Source organism: Caloramator sp. Dgby_cultured_2, from assembly GCF_028872215.1.
Lineage (GTDB): Bacteria > Bacillota > Clostridia > Clostridiales > Caloramatoraceae > Caloramator > Caloramator australicus.
This window is the reverse complement of sequence record NZ_CP118396.1, coordinates 340,704-364,519: the sequence shown is the minus strand read 5'-3', so window position 1 is coordinate 364,519 and position 23,816 is coordinate 340,704. Positions and strand designations below refer to the sequence as shown.

The following is a 23,816-nucleotide window of genomic DNA, read 5'->3' as shown; positions in this document are numbered from 1 at the left end:
GTATAATTTTACATATTGATAGGCACTTAAGAATAATCTTAAGTGCCCTATATATCAACAAGCCCTAAACTTATCTTAAGGGCATAATCCACCTGTTTCATCATTTCATCACTAATATGACCAAGTTTGTCCCTTAAGCGCCTTTTATCTATCGTTCGTATCTGTTCAAGCAAAATAACAGAATCCTTATTTAAACCATACTCATCGCTACTAATCTCTACATGTGTCGGCAATTTAGCCTTATTAATTTGAGATGTTATAGCAGCAACGATGACCGCCGGACTATATTTATTTCCAATATCGTTTTGTATAACAAGAACAGGCCTTACCCCGCCTTGTTCCGAGCCAACAACTGGGCTCAAATCAGCATAAAATATATCTCCTCTTTTCACCGGTTGAGCCATTTGAATTATCACTCTCCGCCAAACTTGCTTCATATTCGGCTAATTCTTCACATTCTAAAGTAATACCACATTCTGCAAGCTCTATATTTATTTTTCCCATTTCAACATAACCATTTTTCATAGCTTCAATCATTTCTATTCTCTTGCGCTCCTTTATATATGATATGATTGCTTCTCTTATTAATTGGCTTCTATTTTTGAAGGTATTTATATTTACAAATTCATCTAATTCATCTAGCAAATATTCAGGGAGGCTAATTAGGATCTTTTTATTATTTGCCATCGTATTACCTCCTAAAAACAATTAACCTATGTATCTTATAAATACTCACTTTATTATAACACTACTTTATAATTGCCACAAGTAGAAATATTTATACCTCTTTAACATTGTTTCCATGTTATTATAAAATTATGTCACACATAATTTTTTATTTTTACTATTTTCCCCTTCTCAACATAAACCCTTGGAACACGCTTTGAAACCATGCATAAAATTTCATAACTTATTGTTCCAAGCCTTTGAGCTAATACATCTGCATCGTTTTTAATTTCATTAAAATTCCCCATAATGATCACTTCATCACCTACATTAACATTTCCACAATCAGTTACATCTATCATGCATTGGTCCATACATATTCTACCTACGACAGGAACAAGAACACCGTTTACTATAACTTGTGCCTTTTGAAAAAATAGCCTTGTAAACCCATCAGCATATCCAAAGGGTAGTGTAGCAATCTTACTTCTTCTTTCTGTAATAAACCTTCTACCATAGCTTATTGGAGTTCCTTTATCAACTTCTTTGACATGAACAATTTTAGCCTTTAACGTCATTACAGGCTTTAGATCAACCCTATTAACATCAACTTCATTTGAAGGATAATAACCATAAAGCATAATTCCCGGCCTTACGGCATCAAAATAAGCCTCCTCTACATCTATAATCCCGGCACTATTAGCTAGATGCTTTAATTCAAATGTAATACCTCTTTCCTCTAAAGCTTTTATGGTCTTTATGAAACGATCTAGTTGCAAATTAGTAAAGGACTTATCCTTTTCATCTGCGGATGAAAAATGACTAAAAATTCCTTCTAATTTTAAGTTGGGCAGATTATTAATTTTTTCTATCTCATCTAAAGCCTTTTCGTTAGGAATAAACCCTACTCTTCCCATTCCTGTGTCAATCTTAATATGAATCTTTGCCACTTTATTTTGCTTTACAGCCTCATCTGATAATGCCTTTGCTAACTCAAAACTGAATACTGCCTGTGTAATATCATACTCTACAATTTCTTTTGCAAAGGTTGGAGGTGTAAATCCCATAACTAAAATAGGCCTTTTAAAGCCATTTTTTCTAAGTTCAATGGCCTCTGTTATTACTGCAACTGCAAAAAGTCAGCACCTTCCTCTTCTAAAACCCTTGCAAGTTCCACAGCACCATGTCCATATCCATCTGCTTTAATAACTCCAAATATTTTTCTGTCCTTAACTAACCTTTTAACCTCCCTGAAGTTATGCCTAAAATTATCAAGGTTTATTTCTGCATAATATGGTCTTACGTTGTCAAACATACCCTTCCCCCTGCTTTGTCTATTGTATTTTAAATAACCCCTCTTGAATTGTAGGATTATATTTAAACTCTTTGTAAACGATATTTACCCTTATGTTTTCCTTTTCATCATAAAAGGTCATTATCTCAGGTATTAAATTTACAGAATTAAAATATATCTCTACATATTTACGATAAGCACTCGATTCATCAAGCTCACTTTTTATCGTAATATATTCTTTTCCATCAACCCTTTTACTGCTAAAGATCGAATTTTCCTTTAAAAAATCCTTTTGTCGATAACCCCTAAAAATATAAAAACATCATCATCTTTTAAATTTTCAAGAAAATACCTTTGTTCAATTATCGGGTGGTAGATTGTATATCTTTTTCCATCATATACCAATATTTTCCCCTTCAAAAAGGATGGAACAATTGTTTCAATTCTAATAAGATTGGGTTCTTTAAAATACTGAACCACTTTATAATGTGATACACCTTTGTTACCATATATATCTATATCTGCTTGTGTTGCATAGCTTTTCATATCTTGTAATCTCTTTTTACGTCTTCATAGGCAATTTTTCTCGAACAAGATGTAAAAAACAAAAATAATTATAACCAAAAAGATAACTTTTTTATAGAACACAAAATCACCATAAATCTTATTTCAATAAAATATTATTCTAATTTTATACTGCCTATGTCTTTTTAAATAAAAATCCCAAATTATCAACCAAATCCATAGCCGTTAATCCATAGCCATGCTTCTGATATGCCCTGTCTCCAGATATTCCATGAATAAAACTACCTAATATTGCAGCTTCAAAGGGACTATATCCCTGCCCTAAAAGTGAAACTAAAACTCCAGTTAACACATCTCCACTTCCTGCCGTTGCCATACCAGGATTACCAGTTCTATTTATATATATAAGCTCTCCATCAGTAACAACTAGTGCTAGAGCCTTTTAAAAGAACAATTGAATTATACTCCTTTGCAAAACTTTTTGCTACATTTATCCTATTTTTGTTTATATAATCGATATCATAACCAGTTAATCTTGCCATTTCACCTGGGTGTGGAGTTAATATAACTTTAGATTTTGCCGATTTTAATATAGTTTTATTTCTTGATAGGACGTTAAGTCCATCCGCATCAATCACTAAAGGGCCTTCATAATGTTCTAAAATATATTGAAGTGGATGTAAAAGTTCATCAAAGTTCCCTATGCCAACTCCAAATCCAATAGCACTTGACTTTTGAAATAAAATATTTAAACTGTAATCGTCTAAAAATATATGTTCATGTTTCTCTTCACATGGAAAATATACTGCCTCTGTAACTAATGCCCCTACTCTATCCAAAATAGTTTTTGGAAAAACCCCGTAAACAAGTCCTGCACCACTTCTCAAGGCAGACTTTAAAGCAAGTATTATGGCTCCTGACATTTTATAATTACCACCAATAATTGCAACCTTTCCATAATCACCTTTATTAGTATCCAACCTTCTTTTTTAATTAGAGATATTGGATATTCTTTATCACTTGTAAATATTTTAATACTTTGCTCTTCAATACAACTAACAGGAATACCAATTTTTTTAACTATAACCTTTCCAGAGGCTTCTTTACCTTCTAATAGGATATGGCCTAATTTTAAGCATTCAAAAGTTACTGTAATATCTGCAAATACACAAGTTCCCATAATACTTCCTGTATCGCTATTTATTCCTGATGGGATATCCACTGAAAGTTTCAACCTACCTTTATTAATGGCATCAATAACTTTTTTAATTCCTCTTTAACATCTCCTGATAGTCCTGTTCCTAAAAGAGCATCTACAATAACGTCAGAATATCGTATGCTATTTTCCAGTTTGTTTAAATCATTATAAATTTTTATCCCCATATTTAATAAAATATCTAAATTTATCCTAGCATCCCCTTTTACCTTTTCAAGGTCTGGAAAACAAAAACTTCTACATCATAACCTCTTATAAGTAAAAGTCTTGCAAGGGCAAAACCATCTCCACCATTATTACCCGTTCCACAAACAATTGTTATTCTTTTTCCATTTAATCTTTCTATTTCCTCCAAAAGACCATAAGCTGCATTTTCCATTAATATAATCCCAGGTATTTTATATTTTTCTATTGCCCTTTTATCTATTTCCCTCATCTCATTTGCATTAACAACCTTCATCTTATCCCTCCGCAACTGCAAAAGCAGTAGCATATTCTCTAGAATGTGATATCGATATATGGATCCTTTTTATCCCTTTTTGTTCTGAAATCTTTTTTGCATTATTATTCAAAACAACCTTTGGAACTGAATTTTCCTTTACTATTTCTATGTCAGTCCACTTAAAATTTAAAATACCTGTTCCTAAAGCCTTGGACACGGCTTCCTTTGCTGAAAAGTAACCTGCATAGCTTTCAATATTTTTTCCCTTTAACTCTTCTAATTCTCTTTCAGAATATATCTTTAGTAAAAATCTTTTATTCCTTTCTATAGCCCTTTCGATTCTTTTTATTTCAATTATATCTACTCCAACCCCAATTATCATACTCACCTTCTCCTTACTTAAATTATAAAATAAATTGTTGCAAAAGCAAAAATATGGAGAAAATTCTCCATATTTAAGCTATTGCATATTTAATATATTTTTGTTTCAAATCCTCCTCAAAGTCAGAGGACCAATTATCGCATATTTCTCCAATTACATCAATCAAATGAATCGGCGATACTTGATTTCTTGCAAGTTCATCAATAAGCTTTACCATTTTTTCCTTGTATGGAGTAACAAATTCTATTGTTTCCTCATATAAAATTTCTCCAGTCTCCTCTACTACTTCTTCTGATGTTATACTTACACCATATCCAACAACATTAACATAATATTCCTTAAAATTTATTAGCTTGCTGGTTTCAACTAAGTAATATCTAAACAATATGTTTCTAAAATTATCATCAACCACATAACAGTGATAAAGCTCTGTTTTAATTTGCATTCTCCCCACCCCACATAATTTTCTTTTGAATAAATTTTATCATTTATCCCCTTAAAAATTTGTTGTAATTTAGGATGAAAAAACTAAAAAATATTATAAAATGCGACACTATTCAACATAATTTTCCTCATTCTTATTATTTAATATTCAAATATACCTCCAAGTGATTTCTCATTTCTTCTGAGATTTTTCTATTAATAGTATTTATAAATATTTTATTACCTTCTATCTGGAATTGAAAATCTTTATATCCTTCTTTTGTTAAATATGCAGGTATATCTTCAGGTTTTTCGTTTTGGGCAAATAAAATTTTCTCTCCTATATACTCACCATCTACATAAACCTCATAGGAATCATGCTGAATTTTGCTGTTATTTATGTCGTTTACATGAAAGGCTATTGGCGGATAGGTGTTGCTTATAAAAACTTCATTAGTTCTATCTTTATCCATTTTGTCACCTCCCTGTTTTTATAGTCTGCCCAAAACTCTACAAAATGTAAGCAGAGGGATTTTACCCTCTGCTTAAAATATTTTTTACAAACTACACCGCCTTTTGGACATTTTCAACTTTTACTGATGACTTTTTATATAAATAATAATATGATAAACCAACTATTACTCCTCCACCAACAATATTCCCTAATGTTACTGGAATGATATTTGAAATTGCATGAGCTATATCTACCTTAGCAAGCTTGTCCGAATGAAGTTGTAATGCTTCTGCATAAACAGGGTTTAATTTTGCCAAAATACCTGCAGTAAAATAGAACATGTTGGCAACGCTGTGTTCGAATCCAGCAACTACAAAGGCCATAATAGGGAACCATATTGCAAATACCTTGGATATTATATCCTTTGCTGCATATTGAGCCCAAACAGCAAGACAAACAACTATATTACACAAAATACCGCTGAAGAAGGCAGTGGAAAATTTAAGTCCTCCTTTATATGCAGCAATCTTAATAAAATAGCCTCCAAGCTTCCCTCCGTTAGCATCAAATACCCCACCTGCATAGGCTAAATATGCAATTAAGATAGAGCCTATGATATTACCTAAATAAACGATTCCCCAGTTTCTTAAAACTTTAGTAAAGGGTATCTTCCCATCCTTATGTCCAACAAGCAATAACGTGTTTCCGGTAAACAATTCTGCACCGTTAAAAATAATCATCATAAGGCCAACAGGGAATATCGCTCCTGCAACAAATTTTGCAAGTCCATAATTTTCTATACTATGGGATGCTGCTGCAGCCGAAACTGCTCCAAGGGCTACATATGCCCCTGCCAAAATTGCACCTAAAAGAGTAGTATAAAAGCTTCCTTTAGATTTTTTCACGCCTACATTGATTGCCTCATCCACTATTTCAGGTGGAGTTAACATTCGTTTTTCCATATTATTCTCCTTTCAATATAGATTAAAAAAACAAACCTATTCAAAATTATACTTTATTTTTTATTCATATTCAATTTTTATTTTAGACCACAAAAACATTATATTTGCAATTTCCAATGCATCCTAAAGATTTTAAATCATTAAAATTTGATTTTTCTATGTTTGAAAATATATTCTTAATGTCATTTAAAATAAACTCTAAATCTTCTTGACTATAATCAATCTTAACTATTTTACCTATATCAAGTAAGTATAAATAATTATTTATTTTCTTTAATCCTATCGATAAGTTATTTAAAAAAGCATTATAAGCATAGGAATAAATCATAAATTGTGGCCTGTAATGTTCAATTATTTTATTTATGTCCTCATCCCTCTTTATCTTGTTAGTCTTATAATCAATTATATTAATATTTAAGCTACCGTCCTCCTCAAAAATATCTACCCTATCTATTATCCCAAAAACGGATAAGCTACTGTTTGGTAGGGGAACTTTAAAGCTCAATTCTGCATCGCTTTTCACTTTATTACCACGACATAAAGACTTGTATTCTTCCTCTATTTTTAGAAAATTATCAATATATCTTTCAACTTCTTCTTTTACTTCTTGGCTTTCAGCCCCTAATACCTCTTTAATTTTTTTATGAATATTATATTCTGCATTTTTATTTAAATCTTCTAAAATACCGTGAATTAAAGTCCCCTTTTTCATGGAATTAATCAGTTTTATCCCCTCTTTTCACTTAGATCCTCATAATAATCTAATAAATCATCTTGGTCTATCTTGGCTATATATTTAAAGTAATACTTTCTTGGGCACTCTTTATATGTCATATATCTCGAAATACTAATCGTAGCCTTAGATGAAAAATCTATTTTAAAACTTAACTTTTTACATAAATCTATCTTTTCTTCTGTTTCTTCGACTGGCATTTTTTCTTTTACTTTTTTAAAATTTTCAAATTGGCTTGTTAGATTTTTAAATTCATCTAAATTTTTTCTGCTAATTTACTTATGTAAGTTACTGTTTTTTCATCCTTTTTATATCCTGAAAGAGCTAAAACCCTTACTGCCCTTGTTGCTGAAACATAAAGAATCCTTAACTCTTCATACGTTTCATCTTCATCAATCCTTTGCTTTATTTTTTAAATAAATTATCTTCTACATCCTTTAATTCATGATTAACTATTATTCCATACTCATCATCGTAAACAAAATTTCCTTTATACTCCTTTTTAACTTTCTATCAAGTCCAGGAACAAAAACTACTTCAAACTCCAGACCCTTTGATGCATGGATAGTCATAATCTTTACCGCATCGCTTTCTTCAGTATCTAAAAAGGCTTCCCCTCCTTTGTAGATATGGTTTTTAGATTGTTTATATAGTCTATAAAATCAAAGGGAGTAAAAATGCCCTTGCTGTCAAAATCTCTTACTATCTCAACGAACTTTTCAATATTTCTGTATTTTTGAATTCCTCCCTCTTGTGCTAAAAGTATCTCTTTAATTTTAAACTCTTCTATGACAGTTTTTACTAATCTGGTTGTAGTATAAAAAGGAACCAACTTTTTAATGTAATCTATTTGTTTTAAAATTGTTTTCGTTACATCATCAAAAATTTCCCTTGTTGATATCTTAGCTAAATCATTACCTTTTCTAATTTCATCTATTACCTCAACAACAAGATCATCTGATATTCCTACATATGGACTCCTTAGAAAACCTAAAAGGGCAACTTCATCATTAGGATTATAAAAGTATTTTATGATATTTATAATATCCATTATTTCTTGCCTTTCAAAATATCCAATCCCACCAACTAAAGTATATGGGATATTGTTCTTTTTAAGTTCCCTTTCAAACTCATCTATATTGCTCCTATCCCTTAAAAGGATAGCAATTTCCTTATATTCAAACCCTTTCTCAATAAGTTCCCTTATCTTTTGGATAATATAACTTAGTTCTTCATTTCTACCTCTTGCACATATATTGTCGTTTTCACAAAAACCTTAAGTTCATCTAATGTAACCTTTTCTGATTTTAATTTTTTCTTTATAATATCAGCCTCATTGCTCTTTTGATTAGAAGTCGTTTCCTCCTTTTCAAAAAGCAAAAATCAAACAAGGCCTCCCCATCAATATTTCCAGAAGCAATCAATGAATCATAATTAGGTAGCAAATCATTAAAAAGTTCATTGATTATTTTAACTAAACTATCATGGGATCTATAATTAGTCGATAAAAGGAGCTTATCCCCATTCTCCTGAATTTTCTTAGTTATTTTATCAAATACTTTATAGTTAGTTCCTCTAAAACCATATATGGACTGTTTTATATCCCCAACGACAAATAGCTTTCCATTTTCAATTTTTCCTTCATCATCAGCCACAAGATTATAAAGAATATTTAACTGAATATCATTTGTATCTTGAAATTCATCTACTAAGAAATATTTATATCTTTTTCTTAAAGCTTCCCTAACTTCTTTATAATCCGTCAAAAGTTTTAAAGTAAATATTTCCAAATCATTAAAATCCACAAGTCCCTCCTGAAGCTTAAAAGCCGTATATCTTTTATCAAGCTCATTAATTAGTTCCAAAAATAGGCCTTGAATCTTTTGATATTTATCCAAAGTTTCATTATTAATTCCATAAAACCTAATTAAATTATCACAGGTTATTTTCCTTACCTTTGTTTCAATATCATCTGCCTTTTCTCTAATTTTTTATATATTTTTCTAACTTCAAAACCCAAAGCCCCACTCGAAACATAATCTACTCCAAATTCATCAAATAAAAAATCAAAGTTTTCAAAATATCTTTTATCCCTTAAAAACTCCTCTAGAATTTCACCCGTTAATTTCGATAAAATTGTTTCTGAATCAACCTCTTCGATTATCTGATACATCGGTTCAAGACCAATTTTATAATAATATTCCCTTATAATCTTGTCACAAAAGCTGTGAAAGGTTGAAATATTTGCTCCATCCAAATTTTCTTTGATTCTTTTTAATTTATTTTTTAAACTATCCTCACCCTTCATTAGAAACTGATTAACTAAATCTAATATCCTCTCCTTCATCTCAAGGGCTGCCTTTTTCGTAAAGGTAATAGCAACTATATCGTCTACTCCACAGTTTTCTTCTAATAAAATCCTTAAAAATCTCCTTGTTAAAACTCTTGTTTTTCCAGATCCTGCCCCGGCATGGAGGGCTATGTTTTTGTTTATATCAAGAGCCCTTGCCTGTTCATCATTTACCTCATAAACTTCTTTTATAAAATTAATATCCATAACATCACCTAACCTTTTGTGCTATTCTATCAAAATCAAATCTACACACACCTTCAAAGGGGCAGTTGAATTTACTATATTCTCTATTGTTAGGGCAATCAAGTGGAAGAATAAAGTCCCCATCTCTTATTTTTTCAATTCTTGCTTCAATAAAATTTTTCATTATATGTTCAAGGACTACATCGAGATTTTCATGTATTAAAGTGGCAGTAGAACCAGCAACATTTATTTTCTTCTTAGTCTCTTCAATAATGATCCCGCTGAATCTTGGTTTACCGTCCTTAGCCGTTTTGCTTATGCTGTAATATAAAAGAGCTATAAATTTTGGATTAAATCCTTTTTCTCTTAATATTTTTTCAACGACATAGGAATAAATTGCAATTTGAACATCAGTTCCCTTTAAAAGCCCAGGTAAATTCTTCTTTGAAACATCCCCTGTTTTATAATCATATATAACGAAATATCCTGTAGGTTCACTGTTAATTATTTCCATATCAATTCTGTCTATTCTCCCCTTTATCTTTACTCCATTTATAATATCGTTTGAAATAAAGGAATGTTCTAATAAAATAGGCCTTAAATTAGCAGAATTTATAAATTCTATATCAGTTTTTAAAAAGTTTTTAATTACATCTAATATTTCTTGCTTTTTTCTTTTATATAAAATGTTTTCTTCAAAAATCCTTTTTGTTCATCAATATTTCAATTATATCCTCAATGAAATCTTCATCATATTCAATCTCATAGTTTCTATCAATAAAATATTTATAATATTCCTTTAAAACCTCATGAAAAATATTACCTTCCGATATGCTTGAAAATAAATCATCCTCCTCTTCGTTCTCTATTTGAAGTAAATTTTCAACATAAAATTTGAATGGACAGTTAGAATAATAATTTATTTTTGATGCATTAAAGGGATATTCTTCATTAAAAATACTAGCCTTTTCCCTTCCAATCAAACCATCAAAATTAGAAAAACTTTTTCTATCCATCTTAATCTTTCAATATATCTTCCTTTATCGATATGAGCTTTAATATGATGTAAATCGAAAGGTCCTGCTAAAACATCTTCAATTTCTTTTATATTTAAACCAATAGAATAACTGCTGATAAGTTCTTTTTTGTATAAATATCAGTTGCTTTAAATCTAAATCTGTCCCTCATGCATCTTGCTCTTATTCCATTTAATTTCTTGTTTAAGTCTAATACAAATATTATTTCATCTAAATATTGAGATTTTATAGTATAGGAGCCATCCTCTTTTGATGTTCTATAACTCAAAACAAGTCCCTTTTAGCTGAAGCGATAGATAAAATAAATCTTATTTTCTCCTTCTCCTGTTCAAAGGACTTTGTCCCCAAATTAACTCCAATGCTACTTAGCATTTCCTTTTCCTTTGTTGTATAAATACCTATAGGATTAATAGCCTTTGGAAAAATTCCTTCATTAAGCCCTAATATAAATACATAATCATAATTTGTTCCTCTAATAAGGTCTGGAGATAATACCTTTACACCATAGCTTGGTTTCGTTTTGATCGTTACTGTTGAATTTATTATATTCTCTTTAATTATTTCTAAAAATCCTCAAAATTTATTTTATTTTCTACGAATTTATAAACATTTTGAAGGTCCTCTAATAATTCTAAAAAGCCTAGCAGGGCTTTTAGATCCCTTGTCATAATATCAAGATCGATTAATCCGCTATTATATGCATTTATTATTCTGTGTTTTATTTTAAGCTTGTCAATTAAATCAACTATATTATCTTTAAATTCCTTAAAATATCCCTCATCATTAAAATTAATTAAATTTGCAATGTCATCTAACAGAGCCCTTAATTGTATAAGCTTTTCTTTATTTTCGGCATCATTTTCAATAAGCTTATCAATGTATTCAGCTATGTTTTCTCCCTTAAAAACCTCCTTTAGGATTTGCCTTAAAACTTGTTTATCATCTATATCAAAGATATAAGGAGATAAAAGAATATCCTCTAACTTATTTGCATCATAAAATTCAATTTTTAAACTTATTAAATTTAAAATATTTCTAATAAGAGGAACATTAGATAGCTTTTCATGAACAGATAACATTACAGGAATTTCATATTCATCAAATATTTCTATAATATAATCTTCATAGTCTTCCATATCATTAGTTATTAAAGCTATTTTATCCAAATCCACCCTTTCATTTAATAAAATATCTTTTATCATTTTTGCAACCTGTCTTATCTCATCTTCTATACAGGGTGCATTTATTAATTTAAATGAATCTATTTCTATGTTGGTTTTTTCAAAGGTAAATAAAGATTTTGCCAACTTAGTAAATTTATTCTGCGCATCGTTATAATAAACATTTGCTCCTATTTCTCTATAAACCCTCAAGATTTCATCATTAATAAATGTTTCTATAGTATTAGTTTTCAGGGAATTTTCCCATAGAACTCAATGGACGGATAATTCTTCTTTATTGCTTTTAATAGCATTTCTTCATTTTTAAAAATATCTAAATATCCGTCTAAAAATATAACGTCAATATCCCTTAAATAATTTGAATAGGGTATATTGTCTATAGCCTCCTTTATTACATCATCCATGTCATAAAGATTCAGCTCTTTAAGTTTTGAATTATAAGTTTTATAAACCTCATATACATCCTTCGATTTTAGCTTTATTATCTCATCATCGATTTTATTAACCTTTTCTAGAAATTCTTCAGATGTTAGATTTGCCTTCTTTATTTGCCTTATAGTATTATAAATGCTGACAACAAACCCTTTTTGTCTGATACCTTTTTATAATACTGAACAATATCTGAATTGCTTTTTAATATCTCCTCTAAAATAACAATAGATGAATCTGTTGAAATCAGCTCCTTGGATGTTAATTTATCCTTTGCTATATTTCTTGCAAGGTCATCAAAGGTTATAACATCTATGTAAAATAAACCACCTAATATTTCAATTATACTTTCTCTAACAGAAGAAATAACTTCCCTTGATGGTGCAAGATAAATTGCCCTTTTACCATTTTTCACCGCTTGAATAACTCTTTCCAACATAAAACCACCCTCCAATCATATTTTAATATAACTGGAAGGTGGTTGGCAAAAGAATAATTTACCTTGTTATCTATAAAATTTAATTAAATAAGTCTGTTCTGGTTTTAAATTTACAACTATTAAACCATTTTCATAAGCAATTTCACTTTCTTCTCCATTATTAAAAATAACCTCAAAATTATTAAAATCTCCAATTGTTAATAATGGAATATAAATGGTTCTTTCCTCTTTGTCTTGGGAATTTATAAAAATTATAGCTTCATCTTCGTTAAATCTTGCATAGGATATTGAAGAGTCATCGGCTGTTAAAATTTTAAAGGATCCATCAATTAAAACTTTTTCTTTTCTTCTTAATGCGATTAGCCTTTTATATGTTTCATAAATTTCCTTATCCCATTTTTTCTCATCCCAATTAAATGGATATCTGCAATTGCTAAGATCCCCTAAATCCCCTTCAAGTCCAATTTCATCACCATAATATATACAAGGTATTCCTATAAAGGTAAGAAGCATAACTATACCCGTTAATATATTTTTTCTACTTATAGTAGGAGAATTGTGGAACCTGTGAACATCATGGCTGGATAAAAGATTAAATTGCATGCCTTGTATTATATAAGGAAGCCTTGCAAAATGCTGCATAACCTCCTTTGAAAAATTGATTCCATTTTTAGTCTTCATAGGATTTTTTATTTTCCAGCCTGTAAAAAGATCATTTTCCCCTAAATATTTTCTAACCGGTCTAAAGAATCCAAAATAATTCATGATAGAGTCCCACATATCCCCCTGTAAATACTCCTCTGCATCCGTCCAATGTTCAGCAATCAAATATGCATCTTTGTTTAAGGTTTTTAATTCCCTTCTTATTTCCCTCCAGATTTCCCTATAAATCGTGCTTCCTTTGACTTTTGCAGTATAGTGTCCAACATCAAATCTCCATCCATCGATACAATAGGGCTCCGTTAGCCAATACTTCAAGACGCTTTTTTCATCTTTATATATCGCATTCCTGACTTCAGGATTTTCATATTTTAAAACCGGTAAGCTTTTTACTCCACACCATGATTCATAGTTTTCATCATCATAAAAATAATAAAAATCCCTTTTTTCTTTAAACCAATGATGGGTATCACCGGTATGATTTATAGATATATCTAATATTATCTTCATGTCTTCCTCATGAAGTTTTTATTTAATTGCTCTAGAGCCCTATTACCCCCAAAGTGTTTATCTACGCTAAAATAATCGGCACAATCGTATTTATGATTTGATGGTGCTTCAAATATGGGGTTTAAATAAAGAGCATTTACACCAAGCTCCTTCAAATAATCTATTTTTGTGCAATACCTTCAAGATCCCCACCAAAAAGTCTAAGTTACCATATATTTCATATTTACCTGGCTTGTCTTGCCAATTCATCTTTTTGAACTAAAACCTCTATATGTATATTCTCCATCCTTTACATCGTTTTCAGTGTTTCCATTATAAAATCTATCAACAAATATTTGATAAAATATAGCATCATCAACCCAGCTTGGCTTCTCAAAATCAGCAATTAATTTAAAATCATAATCTTCCGTTATAAAATGTTCAAATAACCCCATTTGATTATAATAGTAAACATTATCCCTCGTGCATAAGATAAAATGGTATTTTAAAACCGGCTCCTCTATTTTTATTCTTGTCCAATAATAAATAAAATTACCCTTTATATCTTTTTCTTCTAATTCAACAACTCTTTCCTCTCCATTTAAAGTATACCTTATGTAAGCCTTCTCTACAGGTGAATCCTTGAGCATCCTAATTGAAATAGTTATCTTTTCATTCAACTTAAGTAAAGGATTGCTAACAAACCTTATTGAACCATCTGAAAAACGCTATCCATCCAATTTACTTGCATAATAATCCTCCTTTGCAATCGTTTGCATTTATATTATAACATATAACAAAAATAATAAAAACTTTTTTATTGTTGACCATATTTGTCCAATATTTTACAATGATATTGTAATAATTTTCTAAAAAGAGAGGGGATAAACATGAGGTGGTCTTTGGATAATCTTTATACTTCCTTTGAATCCCACGAATTTTTACGGGATAATGAAATTGTCGTTTCAATGATCGAAGATTTAAAGGAATGGGCAAAAATAACTTGAACTCTTCAGAAAATGCTAAAGAAAAAATTGAGCACTACTTAAAACATTCCAATACGCTGGGAGATCTTGTATACAAAATAATGGCCTATGCTGAACTTTCTCTAAGCGTTGATGCAAAAATCAATCCGCATTAAATTCCCTTGAAAAAATTGAAAGGATCATTACTGAAGCTACAGAACCTGAAGTAATATTTAAAAGATGGCTAAAAACGATAGATAATTTAGATGATGTCATTAATTCATCAGAATTTATAAAGGAACATGAATTCCATTTAAAGGAGTTACTCAATCAATCAAAACATATGTTATCAGAACAGGAAGAAATAATCATCGCTAAAATGAAAAATACTGGTTCAAATGCCTGGGCAAAACTTCAAGAATTTTTAACATCAACCCATCTTGTGGAAATCAGCTTAAACGGTGAAGACAAAAACTTCCACTTCCTGTCGTTAGAAATATGGCCTTCAGTGAGGATCCTTATATAAGAAAAACTGCATATTATGCTGAATTAAAATCATATCAGAAAATAGAAAATTCCTCCGCAGCAGCCCTTAACGGCATAAAGGGAGAAGTTATAACCTTAGCAAAACTTAGAGGATATGCTTCACCTCTTGAAATGACCTTAGATAGCAGCAGGATGGATCTTGAAACATTAAATGCAATGCTTGAAACTATAAAAGAATATCTCCCTTACTTTAGAAAATACCTAAGAAAGAAGGCTGAATTATTAGGCCATAAAAACGGATTACCCTTCTATGATATTTTTGCACCTATTGGCAAAGTAAATATGAAATTTAGTTATGATGAGGCAAGAAAATTCATCGTAGATAACTTTAGAAACTTTAGCGAAGAACTATCTGAATTTGCAGATAACGCCTTTGAAAACAAATGGATAGATGCAGAACCAAGGGAAGGAAAACGCGGTGGAGCATTCTGTTATAATCTTCATCCTATAAAGGAAAGTAGAATACTTGCTAATTTCGATGGCAGCTTTTCAAATGTAACTACCCTTGCCCATGAACTTGGTCATGCTTATCATGGCAACTGCCTAATGAATGAAACCTTTGCAAATTCACACTATCCAATGCCAATTGCTGAAACTGCTTCTATCTTTTGCGAGAATCTAATTATAGAGGCTGCCCTTAAAGTTGCAACAAAGGAGGAGAAAATAGTTATACTAGAAAATTCTATTCAAAGCTCCACCCAAACAATAGTTGATATATACTCAAGATTTTTATTTGAAGATGAACTTTTCAGAAGAAGAGAAGATCATTCCTTGTCCGTTAATGAATTAAAAGAAATAATGTTAGACGCCCAGAAAAAAGCCTATGGAGACGGTCTTGATCATAATTATCTACATCCATATATGTGGGTAAACAAACCCCATTACTACTATGCTGACGCTAACTACTACAATTTCCCTTATGCCTTTGGTGAACTTTTCGTAAGGGGACTGATTGCAGAATACAGAAGTCGCGGTAATAGCTTTGTTGATGATTATAATAAGCTTTTGTCCTTAACAGGTAAAAATAATCTATATGACCTTGGCAAAATAATGGGCTTTGATCTTCATTCTAAAGATTTCTGGAGAAAATCTTTAGAAATGATTAAAGAAGAAATAGAAGAATTTATTTCCCTTGTAGAATAAAAGGCTGCTCAGCAGCCTTTTATTCTACCTCCATGCTTTAAACTTTTTTCAATATTTCAAGGTCACTAATAAAATTCAAATTGCTGAATATCTCAAGATATTTTGAAAAACTTCGTGCTATTTTTTCTTCTACTATGAAATAGTTTGATTTGCTTATTATATCAATAAGTTTATATCTACCTTCCTCTAAACTCCTTTTAAACAAAGGAATCATATCATCAGAATAAAAGGCATATAACGGTTCTACCCAATTCCCCTTTTGTGTTAAAATACAATCATATTTATTTTCCTTTATCAATCCCTTCATGTAACTTATATATTCTAAATTAACAAATGGCATGTCACAGCCTATAGCAAACAAATATTTTGATTTTGAGTATAATAGAGCTGTATAAATTCCTCCCGCCGGACCACAATCTTTATATTCATCCACATAAACATTTTTATAATTAGGAAACCTACTCTTATCATTAGTTACTAATATAACTTCTTCAAAGGCTTGTGAAAGCTTTTCAATTATTATATCTAATAATAGCCTGTCTTTTACTTTAATGCTACATTTATCAAATCCCATTCTTGTGCTTTTCCCACCACATAAAATGGCTGCTGTTCCTAGTAATCTCATCGGATCCTCCTTTAATAAGTCCGAATTTAGCTTTGCTGCACCAAAGAACATACTAATTGCCAAACCAGCCTTTCATTTAGAATGGCTATATATATTTCTTTATCTTCTTAAAGTAGCAACTATTCTTTCAGGCTTTAGCAAAAGTTCAATGGCATCTAATATATCATTAACTGCTATATCTGCTTCGAATAGTGCTTTTACGCAGCATCCTTCCTTTCCTATAACAGCTATTGATAGTGCACTTACTTTAAACATCTCAACATCATTCATTCCATTCCCAATAGCAACAGTTAAATTACCTCCTATTTCATCTACTATTTTTTTCTTGTTTATTGCTGCATTATGATTATCAAAAATCTTTAAATCAATTGGTAAGCCTTCTAATCTTTGTTTTGCACATCCATAAGTATCTGCTGTTAGAACAAAAATATTTAATCCTATTTCATGCAATTTTTCTATTTTTTCTTTGACTTCGCTTCTTATTATTCCATCTTCAGCAATTGTTCCATTATAATCAAATACGACATTTTTAATCTCTATCTCTTTCCATCCCGGAATATTAACTTTTAACATTATATCACTCCCCATATTCTTTTGCTTTGTAATAACCTATTCTATCAATAAATTTATGTAAGCTTAAAGCTAAAAAGCCACCAATTGCCCCTGAAAAATAGAAGGAGCAAGCAAAAATATTTTATTACCAATATTAGGCGTAAAAATTAACATAGCAATAAAACTTCCAATAAAATTTGCTGCAGCACCCGATAATATTGACTTTACAAGTTTGGAAGTTCTGCTCATAAAAATAAAATCCACTGCAAGGCCAGGAATAGTATAACCCACAAATACCCATAATCCCCATTTTCCTGCTACCCCTAATGCTAATGCAAGAACTGCTTGAAGAAGGGAAAATAGAGTAGCTGAATACCTTTTATTAATCAAAAGGGCAATAAACACTACCCACATCATATAAAAAGCTCCCATAACAACTCCTGCAATTGGGAGTGGTGCCGCCAATGCCTTTAGATAAGGCTTTGTAACTATAGAAATAGCTGCAATTAAAGAAATTAAAATCATTTCACTAACGGTAAATTTTCCCCTCATATTTATCCCCCTTTATAATTGTTATAACGGCACATTTTTTTGTATTTAAAAGTAGGACATAACCACCATATTTTAGCATATGCTCTTTAATAGTTTTAAATAAAAATTTTTTATCCAGCTTAATGTTAAGCCTTTGACAAATAAATTCATAAATATCTTCATCCTTCTCAAAGGATTTATGAAAATCTACCTCAGAGAAATTTATGATAAATGGGCTTTCATAATCTAAGAGCATCTTAACTAGATTTAAATATGGTTTGTTTTCTTGAATATTAATATTTAAAGCTTCCAAAACCTTATTTAATCCAAATTCATATTCCTTGCTTAAAGTTTGAGTAATTACAAATATGTATTTATTAGTCTTTTCATAAAGTTTTTTAAACTGCCTTTCTTCTTTAAGGGAGTTAGCCGCAAATGCACAGATAGCAACATCACAAAGGGGTGGTTCAAAGGTCTCCCATGGCGATAAATGGCATTTAATATTATTTAGATTTTCTTTTTTATTCTATCTATAAGGGCATCAAACATGTATATCGATGAATCTACAGCAACAACCTCTGCACCAAGCTTCGCAACAGGAATTGAAAAGGTTCCAGGTCCACTTCCTATATCTAATACCGTTAAATTATGAAAATTTCCAACTATATCCTTTATATACTCAAGTATTTTCTTAGGATAATCGTTTATATCAAGATTTATATCCCTTAAATATTCTTCCACACTTTTTTATCTATATTGAAGGTTCTTTTGCCTTTAATAGGTATCCCTAATGATTTAACATAGCCTATTATTCTATTTAATAAAAAATCCCTATTTTCCAAAGTCACTTCAAAAACAACAACATCATCCCTCTGTTTTATTTCACTTATAAATTCTGAGCTACATTTTTTAAAACTCCAATTACAGGCTTATTACTATCAAGGGCTCTAAAAATCTGCCTTTTAAACCCCTCCGATTTAGATTCAAAAAGCCAATCTCATCCATAACTATGCAATCTCTATTCTTAAGGCTCTTATCTATTATGTCCACACCAACTGATTCGAAAACCTCCTCAAAAATTTGAGGCCTTAAACTCTTTAAATCAACTATCCCTATTATATTATTAAAACTTCCGTCATAAAGTGAAATCATATCAAACTTGATTCCATCTTCACATGTAATCTTTTTTCATAATATCCTCCTATAGAACAATCAAGGAGGTTTAAAATTTTAAACAGCAGCGTGCTTTTACCTATTCCCTTCTCCCCTGTCAAAAAATATTCTTCATCCCCATCCCCCATTTAACTTTTATACTTATATATTTCTACAAAAATTATCAAATTCCTTCAAAAATAATAAGGTCTGCTTTTGCAGACCTTATTCAAATACCTTAACAAGCTTGTTAAATATATCTTGATTATCTTTAATCCTATTTTCATTTCCTAAAACGCATATATATTCTTGCTTTATTACATCTTCGATAACATTTTTTAAGGATTTTATGCCTTCTAATTTAGCATCTAATACTTCTTCTCTTTCTTTTGAATGTCCTCTTGGGTTATTCCCCTCATATAATTTTCATCAGATATTCTGCCTTTAAGGAAAGGATTTAATGGAAAATCTAGCTTGCTCATTGTTCCTATGATATATTTCGTCATTTCCCTATCGTCTATTTCTAAGCCTTCTATAAATTTTACGGTATCATCATAAGCTTTAATCGTTTCTTTTAAATTAGGATCCCTATAGGAAGCAAAGGTCAATGTTCCGTTTCTTTCGATATTCATAAAACATCCATAGGCTCCACCTTGAACTCTTACTTTATTCCACAAATAGTCAAGGCTTATAATTGTCCTTAATACCTGCATTGTTCCATTATATTGATATCCAAGCTTTCTATAATTATATCCCTTTGCCACGTATTGGACATTTGCCTGTGTCAATAAGCCTTCATTATCTTTGCTTAATTCTACATCAAGGTTTGTCTTTTCTAATTTATCCTTCTTAAGATCCTTTAAAATATATACTATGTTGTCTTCGTAAAGCTTAGCATCCCTCTCTTCACAGGTTAAGCTGAGTAATAAATTATTTATGTTAAATATCCTGTCCTTAACCTTATAGAGCTTATTAATCAAATCATCATAAAAATCATCAAAATTCTTTTCTAAATTTGCGATAAACTTATAAAACTCTAATCCATTCATAGTTTCATTGATTTTTGCTGCCTTTGAAAAATAGGAAGTAAGCCTTTTAGATGCAACGGTATGGCCCTTCTCTATAATAACCATTTCAAGTCTTGATTTTGTTTGTTGAATTATTTCTTTAATCTTCTTCTTGTCATCAAATTTAGTTCTATTAATTATTTCTCCAATAAGCTCCAACATTCTTGGTAATTTATCCATCAGTGCCTTTGACTCAATTACGAATATTGGCTTAAATTCATCAATATTATTTATTTTTTCTATTATTTGCGGATAATACTTAATTCCACCAATATTAATATCTATTTCCTTTGCAAGTTCTTCATATGAATAGTTTTCTGTTGAAAGTTTGCCAAGTAGTGTTGAAAGAAGGGAAGCATAAGGCATAAGCTCAATCTCAACTTTATCCATATCAAAGTAAAAATTAGTATAGGCAATTTTATTTGTAAATACCGGATGGAAAAGCAATTTACAGCCTTGAATTTCTTTTTCAACAAGGGGCAATACATCAGCCTCACGTTTTATATCGCTAATAGAAAGTAATGGAATTGTCTCAAGGGCTTCCCTTGGATCCGGAGTTTCCTGCCTTTTAAGAAGGTTTTTGGTGTTTTCTATTATCCTTTCAAGCTCCTCATCTGTCATTGACTCCTTTATTTTTTGTAGCCTTTCTTTAAGGGCATTTTCCTTTTCCCTTAGCATGCCCTTCTTTGGTTTTAATATTAAAACCGAAGCATGCTTATTATTTAATAAATACTTTTCTATTAACTCCTCAAAATACCTTCCCTTTGCTCCATCTTTAATGTTTTGAAGAGGAGCATCATATTCTAAATATGCTGTCGGATGGGCATCATATAGCCAACTATTCATAAGTTTAATTCCATATAAAAGTCCTTTAGGTGCGTATTCGTGTTCCGCTTCCCTCATTTGAAATTCTATTTTATTTATGGAAGCTTCTATGAGTTTTTGTCAAGTCCATCTTTAACAAGCTTGTTAAGGGTTTCAAAAACTACCTCTTTAAATTTTTCCTTTTTATCTATCTCTGAACCCTTAACAATAATGCTAAACATAGGCTGTAGAATGCTTCCTTCAAAGCTACCAAATACATCCTTACCTAACCCTGCATCTACGAGTGCCTTCTTTAGTGGTGATGCAAAGGTGCCAAGAAGAATGTGCTCTAGTATCTCTAAAGCCAATGTCTCCTCAACGTTTCTTGCATCGCCGGTCACAAAGTTTAAACTTAAAAATGTTTTCTCTTTTGTGTCTTCATCATCAGCGATAGGATACTCCATTTCGATTTCTTTAATATCTTCAAAGGGCGGTTGAAAATCTATTTCTGAATATATTTCTGTCTTTTCAAAATCCTTTAAATACTCGTCTATAAATTGAAGTTCCTTTTCAATATTGCCGTTTCCATACAAATAGATATAACTGTTTGAAGGATGATAAAATTTTTTATGAAATTCAATAAATTCTTCATATGTTAACTCTGGTATATGGTCTGGGTCTCCTCCAGATTCGTAGCCATATGTAGTATCTGGAAAAAGAGTTTCACTTATCTTTCTAAAGAGAATTGATTCTGGGGAAGAAAAAGCTCCCTTCATTTCGTTATAAACTACTCCCCTTAAGGTTAGCTCATCGTTTTTGTCAAAAAGTTCATAGTGCCATCCTTCCTGCATAAGTATCTCAGGAGTTTTATATATGTTAGGATAGAAAACAGCATCAAGATAAACATCCATAAGATTAAAGAAATCCTTCTCATTTTTGCTTGCAACAGGATACATTGTTTTATCAGGATATGTCATAGCGTTTAAAAGGTCTGCAGGGAACCTTTAATAAGCTCAACAAAGGGTTCCTTTACCGGAAATTTTCTTGAACCGCACAAAACAGAATGTTCAATAATATGAGGAACTCCTGTGCTATCGCTAGGTGGAGTTCTAAAAGAAATCGAAAACACTTTATTATCATCATCGTTATGAATTTTTAAAAGTCTTGCACCAGTCTTTTCATGTTCAAATATGTAGGCCTTTGAATTAATTTCTTTGATATCCCTTATTTCTAAAAGTCTAAATCCATGATAAACTTTATCAATTTCCATATTTTACCTCCTCTTGCTTAAAATTATATTGTATATTGGCAGGACATATAAATATACGGCATATATTATAAGTCCACTATTAACACCCATTATACTTGCCGGAACTGCTCCAGCTATGTTCCAAGGAATTAAAGGTGCAATGACTATGGCGGAATTTTCTATATCAAGGGCCAATTTATATTTATCCTTATAAAGACCTTTAGCAAATTGAACAGCAAGTATAACCGCAAGGGCTTGAGTAAAACCTATCATAGAAGTAATAATACTTACCATTATTGTAGAAGGAGTATTACCAATTCTTTCGCTTAATCTTGCAATTCCTCCCTCTATTTTTGTAGCATTTTTGTTTCCTCAAATATTCCACTATAGGCAGAGGATAAAAATACAATCATGGACACCTTAAGCATTGATAAAATCCCTCCGCCTTTAATTATCTGTGCTACTAAATTATTATTGTCTATTTTAAATCCAAATATCATATATTTTAATGTTTCAACTATATTCCTATTTTGAACAAAAACATCTAAAAATATAGCTGCAATAATGCTTACAGATATCGATTTTTTCACATCCACCTTAAATAAGGATAAAATTATAATAATTATGGCAGGAAGTAATAAATATGGCGTTAATATAAACTCCTTACTAATGTCCTTAACAATATTTTTATTCACCATAGATATGTTTAAATTTATTGATAAAAGTAAATATATTAAAATTGTAATAACTGTAGGGATTAATGAGTTTTTAATCATATTTTTCACATTAACATAAAGCTCTGTTTCAGTTAAATTTGCAACTAAGTTTGCACTTGAAGACATAGGCGAACATCTATCACCAAAAAAGAGCCCGAAAGAATTGCTCCTGCTGCTAAATTGATGTTTATCCCTGCCCCCTTTGCAAGGATTATAAGTGCTATCCCAATTGTTCCTACCGTTCCAAAGGCACTTCCTATTAAATATGATGTGATGCTACAAATTATAAATGTATAAACCAAGAAAAATTTAGGATTCATGAATTTAATCCCAAGATAAACGATATAAGGAACAACACCGGAGGATAGCCATACCCCCATTACTGCTCCTATTAAAATAAAAATTTTTATAACTACCGTTGATTTTTTTCCACCTTTAAATATCATTTTTAAGATTTCATTAAAAGAAAATCCGAGCTTATAAGAATAAAAAGAAAAAAGTAAAAGACCTATGATTAAAGGATAAATTATTGATATATTTAGAAGCATCGAAATAAAGATAAATATAAAAAGCAGCAAAAATATAAAGTAAACCATTT

Annotated in this window: 31 protein-coding genes and 6 pseudogenes; 1 reads left to right on the top strand and 36 read right to left on the bottom strand. The window is 30.7% G+C overall.

Annotated elements, in window-relative coordinates; genetic code table 11:
• Nucleotides 1-47: 47 nt before the first annotated feature.
• The 25 genes and pseudogenes from PWK10_RS02430 to PWK10_RS02310 form a co-directional block, all read right to left on the bottom strand.
• Nucleotides 48-404 carry a type II toxin-antitoxin system PemK/MazF family toxin gene (locus PWK10_RS02430; protein ID WP_274767271.1) on the bottom strand — a complete coding sequence of 119 codons (357 nt, stop codon included), beginning with the start codon at nucleotides 402-404 and terminating at the stop codon, nucleotides 48-50.
• The gene (locus tag PWK10_RS02425) at nucleotides 364-687 is read right to left on the bottom strand and encodes a CopG family ribbon-helix-helix protein (protein WP_274767270.1); all 324 of its coding nucleotides are present in this window, start codon (nucleotides 685-687) and stop codon (nucleotides 364-366) included. Before PWK10_RS02425 ends, PWK10_RS02430 begins: the two co-directional genes overlap by 41 nt.
• A gap of 134 nt (nucleotides 688-821) precedes the next feature.
• Nucleotides 822-1,981, bottom strand: a pseudogene (gene alr / locus PWK10_RS02420) (alanine racemase).
• A 258-nt stretch (nucleotides 1,982-2,239) separates the two neighbouring features.
• Nucleotides 2,240-2,506, bottom strand: coding sequence for a hypothetical protein (locus tag PWK10_RS02415; protein ID WP_274767269.1), 267 nt, complete (start codon nucleotides 2,504-2,506; stop codon nucleotides 2,240-2,242).
• A gap of 154 nt (nucleotides 2,507-2,660) precedes the next feature.
• Nucleotides 2,661-3,408 (bottom strand): annotated as a pseudogene (locus tag PWK10_RS02410) (NAD(P)H-hydrate dehydratase).
• Nucleotides 3,393-4,080 (bottom strand): annotated as a pseudogene (locus tag PWK10_RS02405) (NAD(P)H-hydrate epimerase). Before PWK10_RS02405 ends, PWK10_RS02410 begins: the two co-directional pseudogenes overlap by 16 nt.
• An 82-nt stretch (nucleotides 4,081-4,162) precedes the next feature.
• Nucleotides 4,163-4,525 carry a holo-ACP synthase gene (gene acpS / locus PWK10_RS02400; protein WP_274767268.1) on the bottom strand — a complete coding sequence of 121 codons (363 nt, stop codon included), beginning with the start codon at nucleotides 4,523-4,525 and terminating at the stop codon, nucleotides 4,163-4,165.
• A gap of 73 nt (nucleotides 4,526-4,598) precedes the next feature.
• Nucleotides 4,599-4,970, bottom strand: a complete 372-nt coding sequence (locus PWK10_RS02395) for a DUF6514 family protein (RefSeq protein WP_274767267.1) — start codon at nucleotides 4,968-4,970, stop codon at nucleotides 4,599-4,601.
• A gap of 136 nt (nucleotides 4,971-5,106) precedes the next feature.
• Nucleotides 5,107-5,421, bottom strand: coding sequence for a hypothetical protein (locus PWK10_RS02390; protein ID WP_274767266.1), 315 nt, complete (start codon nucleotides 5,419-5,421; stop codon nucleotides 5,107-5,109).
• A gap of 91 nt (nucleotides 5,422-5,512) precedes the next feature.
• Nucleotides 5,513-6,364 (bottom strand): formate/nitrite transporter family protein, encoded by an 852-nt coding sequence (locus PWK10_RS02385; RefSeq protein WP_274767264.1) that lies wholly within the window; start codon nucleotides 6,362-6,364, stop codon nucleotides 5,513-5,515.
• Between the two features lie 82 nt (nucleotides 6,365-6,446).
• On the bottom strand, nucleotides 6,447-7,076 hold the full coding sequence (locus PWK10_RS02380) for a PD-(D/E)XK nuclease family protein (RefSeq protein WP_274767263.1): 630 nt from the start codon (nucleotides 7,074-7,076) through the stop codon (nucleotides 6,447-6,449).
• Between the two features lie 14 nt (nucleotides 7,077-7,090).
• Nucleotides 7,091-7,297 carry a PD-(D/E)XK nuclease family protein gene (locus PWK10_RS02375; protein WP_274767262.1) on the bottom strand — a complete coding sequence of 69 codons (207 nt, stop codon included), beginning with the start codon at nucleotides 7,295-7,297 and terminating at the stop codon, nucleotides 7,091-7,093.
• 255 nt (nucleotides 7,298-7,552) lie between these two features.
• Nucleotides 7,553-7,726, bottom strand: a complete 174-nt coding sequence (locus PWK10_RS02370; RefSeq protein ID WP_274768074.1) for a 3'-5' exonuclease — start codon at nucleotides 7,724-7,726, stop codon at nucleotides 7,553-7,555.
• Nucleotides 7,699-8,352, bottom strand: coding sequence for a 3'-5' exonuclease (locus tag PWK10_RS02365; protein WP_274768073.1), 654 nt, complete (start codon nucleotides 8,350-8,352; stop codon nucleotides 7,699-7,701). Before PWK10_RS02365 ends, PWK10_RS02370 begins: the two co-directional genes overlap by 28 nt.
• 64 nt (nucleotides 8,353-8,416) lie before the next feature.
• Nucleotides 8,417-9,010: a UvrD-helicase domain-containing protein gene (locus PWK10_RS02360; protein ID WP_274768072.1), complete on the bottom strand. Its 594-nt coding sequence runs from the start codon at nucleotides 9,008-9,010 to the stop codon at nucleotides 8,417-8,419.
• Between the two features lie 38 nt (nucleotides 9,011-9,048).
• Nucleotides 9,049-9,654 (bottom strand): UvrD-helicase domain-containing protein, encoded by a 606-nt coding sequence (locus PWK10_RS02355; protein WP_274767261.1) that lies wholly within the window; start codon nucleotides 9,652-9,654, stop codon nucleotides 9,049-9,051.
• A gap of 4 nt (nucleotides 9,655-9,658) precedes the next feature.
• The gene (locus PWK10_RS02350) at nucleotides 9,659-10,249 is read right to left on the bottom strand and encodes a PD-(D/E)XK nuclease family protein (protein WP_446715329.1); all 591 of its coding nucleotides are present in this window, start codon (nucleotides 10,247-10,249) and stop codon (nucleotides 9,659-9,661) included.
• Nucleotides 10,250-10,328: 79 nt separating this feature from the next.
• Nucleotides 10,329-10,649, bottom strand: coding sequence for a PD-(D/E)XK nuclease family protein (locus PWK10_RS02345; RefSeq protein WP_274767260.1), 321 nt, complete (start codon nucleotides 10,647-10,649; stop codon nucleotides 10,329-10,331).
• Between the two features lie 94 nt (nucleotides 10,650-10,743).
• Entirely contained in the window at nucleotides 10,744-10,938 is a 195-nt protein-coding gene (locus tag PWK10_RS02340; protein WP_274767259.1) for a hypothetical protein, read from the bottom strand.
• A 295-nt stretch (nucleotides 10,939-11,233) separates the two neighbouring features.
• The gene (locus PWK10_RS02335; protein ID WP_274767258.1) at nucleotides 11,234-12,043 is read right to left on the bottom strand and encodes an exodeoxyribonuclease V subunit gamma; all 810 of its coding nucleotides are present in this window, start codon (nucleotides 12,041-12,043) and stop codon (nucleotides 11,234-11,236) included.
• A gap of 38 nt (nucleotides 12,044-12,081) precedes the next feature.
• Nucleotides 12,082-12,399: a hypothetical protein gene (locus tag PWK10_RS02330; RefSeq protein WP_274768070.1), complete on the bottom strand. Its 318-nt coding sequence runs from the start codon at nucleotides 12,397-12,399 to the stop codon at nucleotides 12,082-12,084.
• 5 nt (nucleotides 12,400-12,404) lie between these two features.
• Entirely contained in the window at nucleotides 12,405-12,719 is a 315-nt protein-coding gene (locus PWK10_RS02325) for a hypothetical protein (RefSeq protein WP_274767257.1), read from the bottom strand.
• A gap of 66 nt (nucleotides 12,720-12,785) precedes the next feature.
• Nucleotides 12,786-13,865, bottom strand: a complete 1,080-nt coding sequence (locus tag PWK10_RS02320; RefSeq protein WP_446715328.1) for an alpha-amylase family glycosyl hydrolase — start codon at nucleotides 13,863-13,865, stop codon at nucleotides 12,786-12,788.
• Nucleotides 13,851-14,044 (bottom strand): annotated as a pseudogene (locus PWK10_RS02315) (alpha-amylase family glycosyl hydrolase); the annotation flags it as partial. The gene PWK10_RS02320 and the pseudogene PWK10_RS02315, both read right to left, overlap by 15 nt.
• Nucleotides 14,045-14,134: 90 nt before the next feature.
• Nucleotides 14,135-14,548 (bottom strand): hypothetical protein, encoded by a 414-nt coding sequence (locus PWK10_RS02310; RefSeq protein ID WP_274767255.1) that lies wholly within the window; start codon nucleotides 14,546-14,548, stop codon nucleotides 14,135-14,137.
• 204 nt (nucleotides 14,549-14,752) lie between these two features.
• Between PWK10_RS02310 and PWK10_RS02305 the strand changes: the two are divergent.
• Nucleotides 14,753-16,522: pseudogene (locus PWK10_RS02305) on the top strand (M3 family oligoendopeptidase).
• A gap of 37 nt (nucleotides 16,523-16,559) precedes the next feature.
• Here the strand turns inward: PWK10_RS02305 and PWK10_RS02300 are convergent.
• From PWK10_RS02300 to PWK10_RS02255, 11 genes and pseudogenes are all read right to left on the bottom strand, one after another.
• Nucleotides 16,560-17,210, bottom strand: a complete 651-nt coding sequence (locus tag PWK10_RS02300; protein WP_274767254.1) for a molybdenum cofactor guanylyltransferase — start codon at nucleotides 17,208-17,210, stop codon at nucleotides 16,560-16,562.
• Between the two features lie 36 nt (nucleotides 17,211-17,246).
• Nucleotides 17,247-17,720 (bottom strand): HAD family hydrolase, encoded by a 474-nt coding sequence (locus PWK10_RS02295; protein ID WP_274767253.1) that lies wholly within the window; start codon nucleotides 17,718-17,720, stop codon nucleotides 17,247-17,249.
• A gap of 69 nt (nucleotides 17,721-17,789) precedes the next feature.
• On the bottom strand, nucleotides 17,790-18,251 hold the full coding sequence (locus PWK10_RS02290) for an ECF transporter S component (RefSeq protein WP_274767252.1): 462 nt from the start codon (nucleotides 18,249-18,251) through the stop codon (nucleotides 17,790-17,792).
• A complete protein-coding gene (locus PWK10_RS02285; RefSeq protein WP_274767251.1) occupies nucleotides 18,229-18,543 on the bottom strand; it encodes a hypothetical protein in 315 nt (104 codons plus the stop codon). The genes PWK10_RS02290 and PWK10_RS02285 overlap by 23 nt, the downstream gene beginning before the upstream one ends.
• A 194-nt stretch (nucleotides 18,544-18,737) precedes the next feature.
• Nucleotides 18,738-18,971 (bottom strand): hypothetical protein, encoded by a 234-nt coding sequence (locus PWK10_RS02280; RefSeq protein WP_274767250.1) that lies wholly within the window; start codon nucleotides 18,969-18,971, stop codon nucleotides 18,738-18,740.
• A gap of 180 nt (nucleotides 18,972-19,151) precedes the next feature.
• Nucleotides 19,152-19,382, bottom strand: a complete 231-nt coding sequence (locus tag PWK10_RS02275) for a nucleoside-triphosphatase (protein WP_274767249.1) — start codon at nucleotides 19,380-19,382, stop codon at nucleotides 19,152-19,154.
• Nucleotides 19,379-19,531, bottom strand: a complete 153-nt coding sequence (locus PWK10_RS19340) for a nucleoside-triphosphatase (RefSeq protein WP_446715281.1) — start codon at nucleotides 19,529-19,531, stop codon at nucleotides 19,379-19,381. Before PWK10_RS19340 ends, PWK10_RS02275 begins: the two co-directional genes overlap by 4 nt.
• A 76-nt stretch (nucleotides 19,532-19,607) precedes the next feature.
• Nucleotides 19,608-22,523 (bottom strand): annotated as a pseudogene (locus tag PWK10_RS02270) (insulinase family protein).
• 3 nt (nucleotides 22,524-22,526) lie between these two features.
• A complete protein-coding gene (locus PWK10_RS02265) occupies nucleotides 22,527-22,796 on the bottom strand; it encodes a Na+/H+ antiporter NhaC family protein (RefSeq protein WP_274767248.1) in 270 nt (89 codons plus the stop codon).
• A 53-nt stretch (nucleotides 22,797-22,849) separates the two neighbouring features.
• On the bottom strand, nucleotides 22,850-23,344 hold the full coding sequence (locus PWK10_RS02260) for a Na+/H+ antiporter NhaC family protein (RefSeq protein ID WP_274767247.1): 495 nt from the start codon (nucleotides 23,342-23,344) through the stop codon (nucleotides 22,850-22,852).
• The gene (locus PWK10_RS02255) at nucleotides 23,323-23,814 is read right to left on the bottom strand and encodes a hypothetical protein (protein WP_274767246.1); all 492 of its coding nucleotides are present in this window, start codon (nucleotides 23,812-23,814) and stop codon (nucleotides 23,323-23,325) included. Before PWK10_RS02255 ends, PWK10_RS02260 begins: the two co-directional genes overlap by 22 nt.
• Nucleotides 23,815-23,816: the final 2 nt, after the last annotated feature.

Coding starts and splice junctions, on each gene's coding strand:
- PWK10_RS02255 (WP_274767246.1), bottom strand. CDS start 23,814: ATGGTTTACTTTATATTTTTGCTGCTTTTTATATTTATCTTTATTTCG.
- PWK10_RS02430 (WP_274767271.1), bottom strand. CDS start 404: ATGGCTCAACCGGTGAAAAGAGGAGATATATTTTATGCTGATTTGAGC.
- PWK10_RS02380 (WP_274767263.1), bottom strand. CDS start 7,076: ATGAAAAAGGGGACTTTAATTCACGGTATTTTAGAAGATTTAAATAAA.
- acpS (WP_274767268.1), bottom strand. CDS start 4,525: ATGATAATTGGGGTTGGAGTAGATATAATTGAAATAAAAAGAATCGAA.
- PWK10_RS19340 (WP_446715281.1), bottom strand. CDS start 19,531: ATGGGGGATGGGGATGAAGAATATTTTTTGACAGGGGAGAAGGGAATA.
- PWK10_RS02265 (WP_274767248.1), bottom strand. CDS start 22,796: ATGGTAAGTATTATTACTTCTATGATAGGTTTTACTCAAGCCCTTGCG.
- PWK10_RS02395 (WP_274767267.1), bottom strand. CDS start 4,970: ATGCAAATTAAAACAGAGCTTTATCACTGTTATGTGGTTGATGATAAT.
- PWK10_RS02345 (WP_274767260.1), bottom strand. CDS start 10,649: ATGGATAGAAAAAGTTTTTCTAATTTTGATGGTTTGATTGGAAGGGAA.
- PWK10_RS02275 (WP_274767249.1), bottom strand. CDS start 19,382: ATGATTTCACTTTATGACGGAAGTTTTAATAATATAATAGGGATAGTT.
- PWK10_RS02375 (WP_274767262.1), bottom strand. CDS start 7,297: ATGCCAGTCGAAGAAACAGAAGAAAAGATAGATTTATGTAAAAAGTTA.
- PWK10_RS02425 (WP_274767270.1), bottom strand. CDS start 687: ATGGCAAATAATAAAAAGATCCTAATTAGCCTCCCTGAATATTTGCTA.
- PWK10_RS02260 (WP_274767247.1), bottom strand. CDS start 23,344: ATGTCTTCAAGTGCAAACTTAGTTGCAAATTTAACTGAAACAGAGCTT.
- PWK10_RS02385 (WP_274767264.1), bottom strand. CDS start 6,364: ATGGAAAAACGAATGTTAACTCCACCTGAAATAGTGGATGAGGCAATC.
- PWK10_RS02390 (WP_274767266.1), bottom strand. CDS start 5,421: ATGGATAAAGATAGAACTAATGAAGTTTTTATAAGCAACACCTATCCG.
- PWK10_RS02290 (WP_274767252.1), bottom strand. CDS start 18,251: ATGAGGGGAAAATTTACCGTTAGTGAAATGATTTTAATTTCTTTAATT.
- PWK10_RS02415 (WP_274767269.1), bottom strand. CDS start 2,506: ATGAAAAGCTATGCAACACAAGCAGATATAGATATATATGGTAACAAA.
- PWK10_RS02325 (WP_274767257.1), bottom strand. CDS start 12,719: ATGTTGGAAAGAGTTATTCAAGCGGTGAAAAATGGTAAAAGGGCAATT.
- PWK10_RS02355 (WP_274767261.1), bottom strand. CDS start 9,654: ATGGATATTAATTTTATAAAAGAAGTTTATGAGGTAAATGATGAACAG.
- PWK10_RS02295 (WP_274767253.1), bottom strand. CDS start 17,720: ATGTTAAAAGTTAATATTCCGGGATGGAAAGAGATAGAGATTAAAAAT.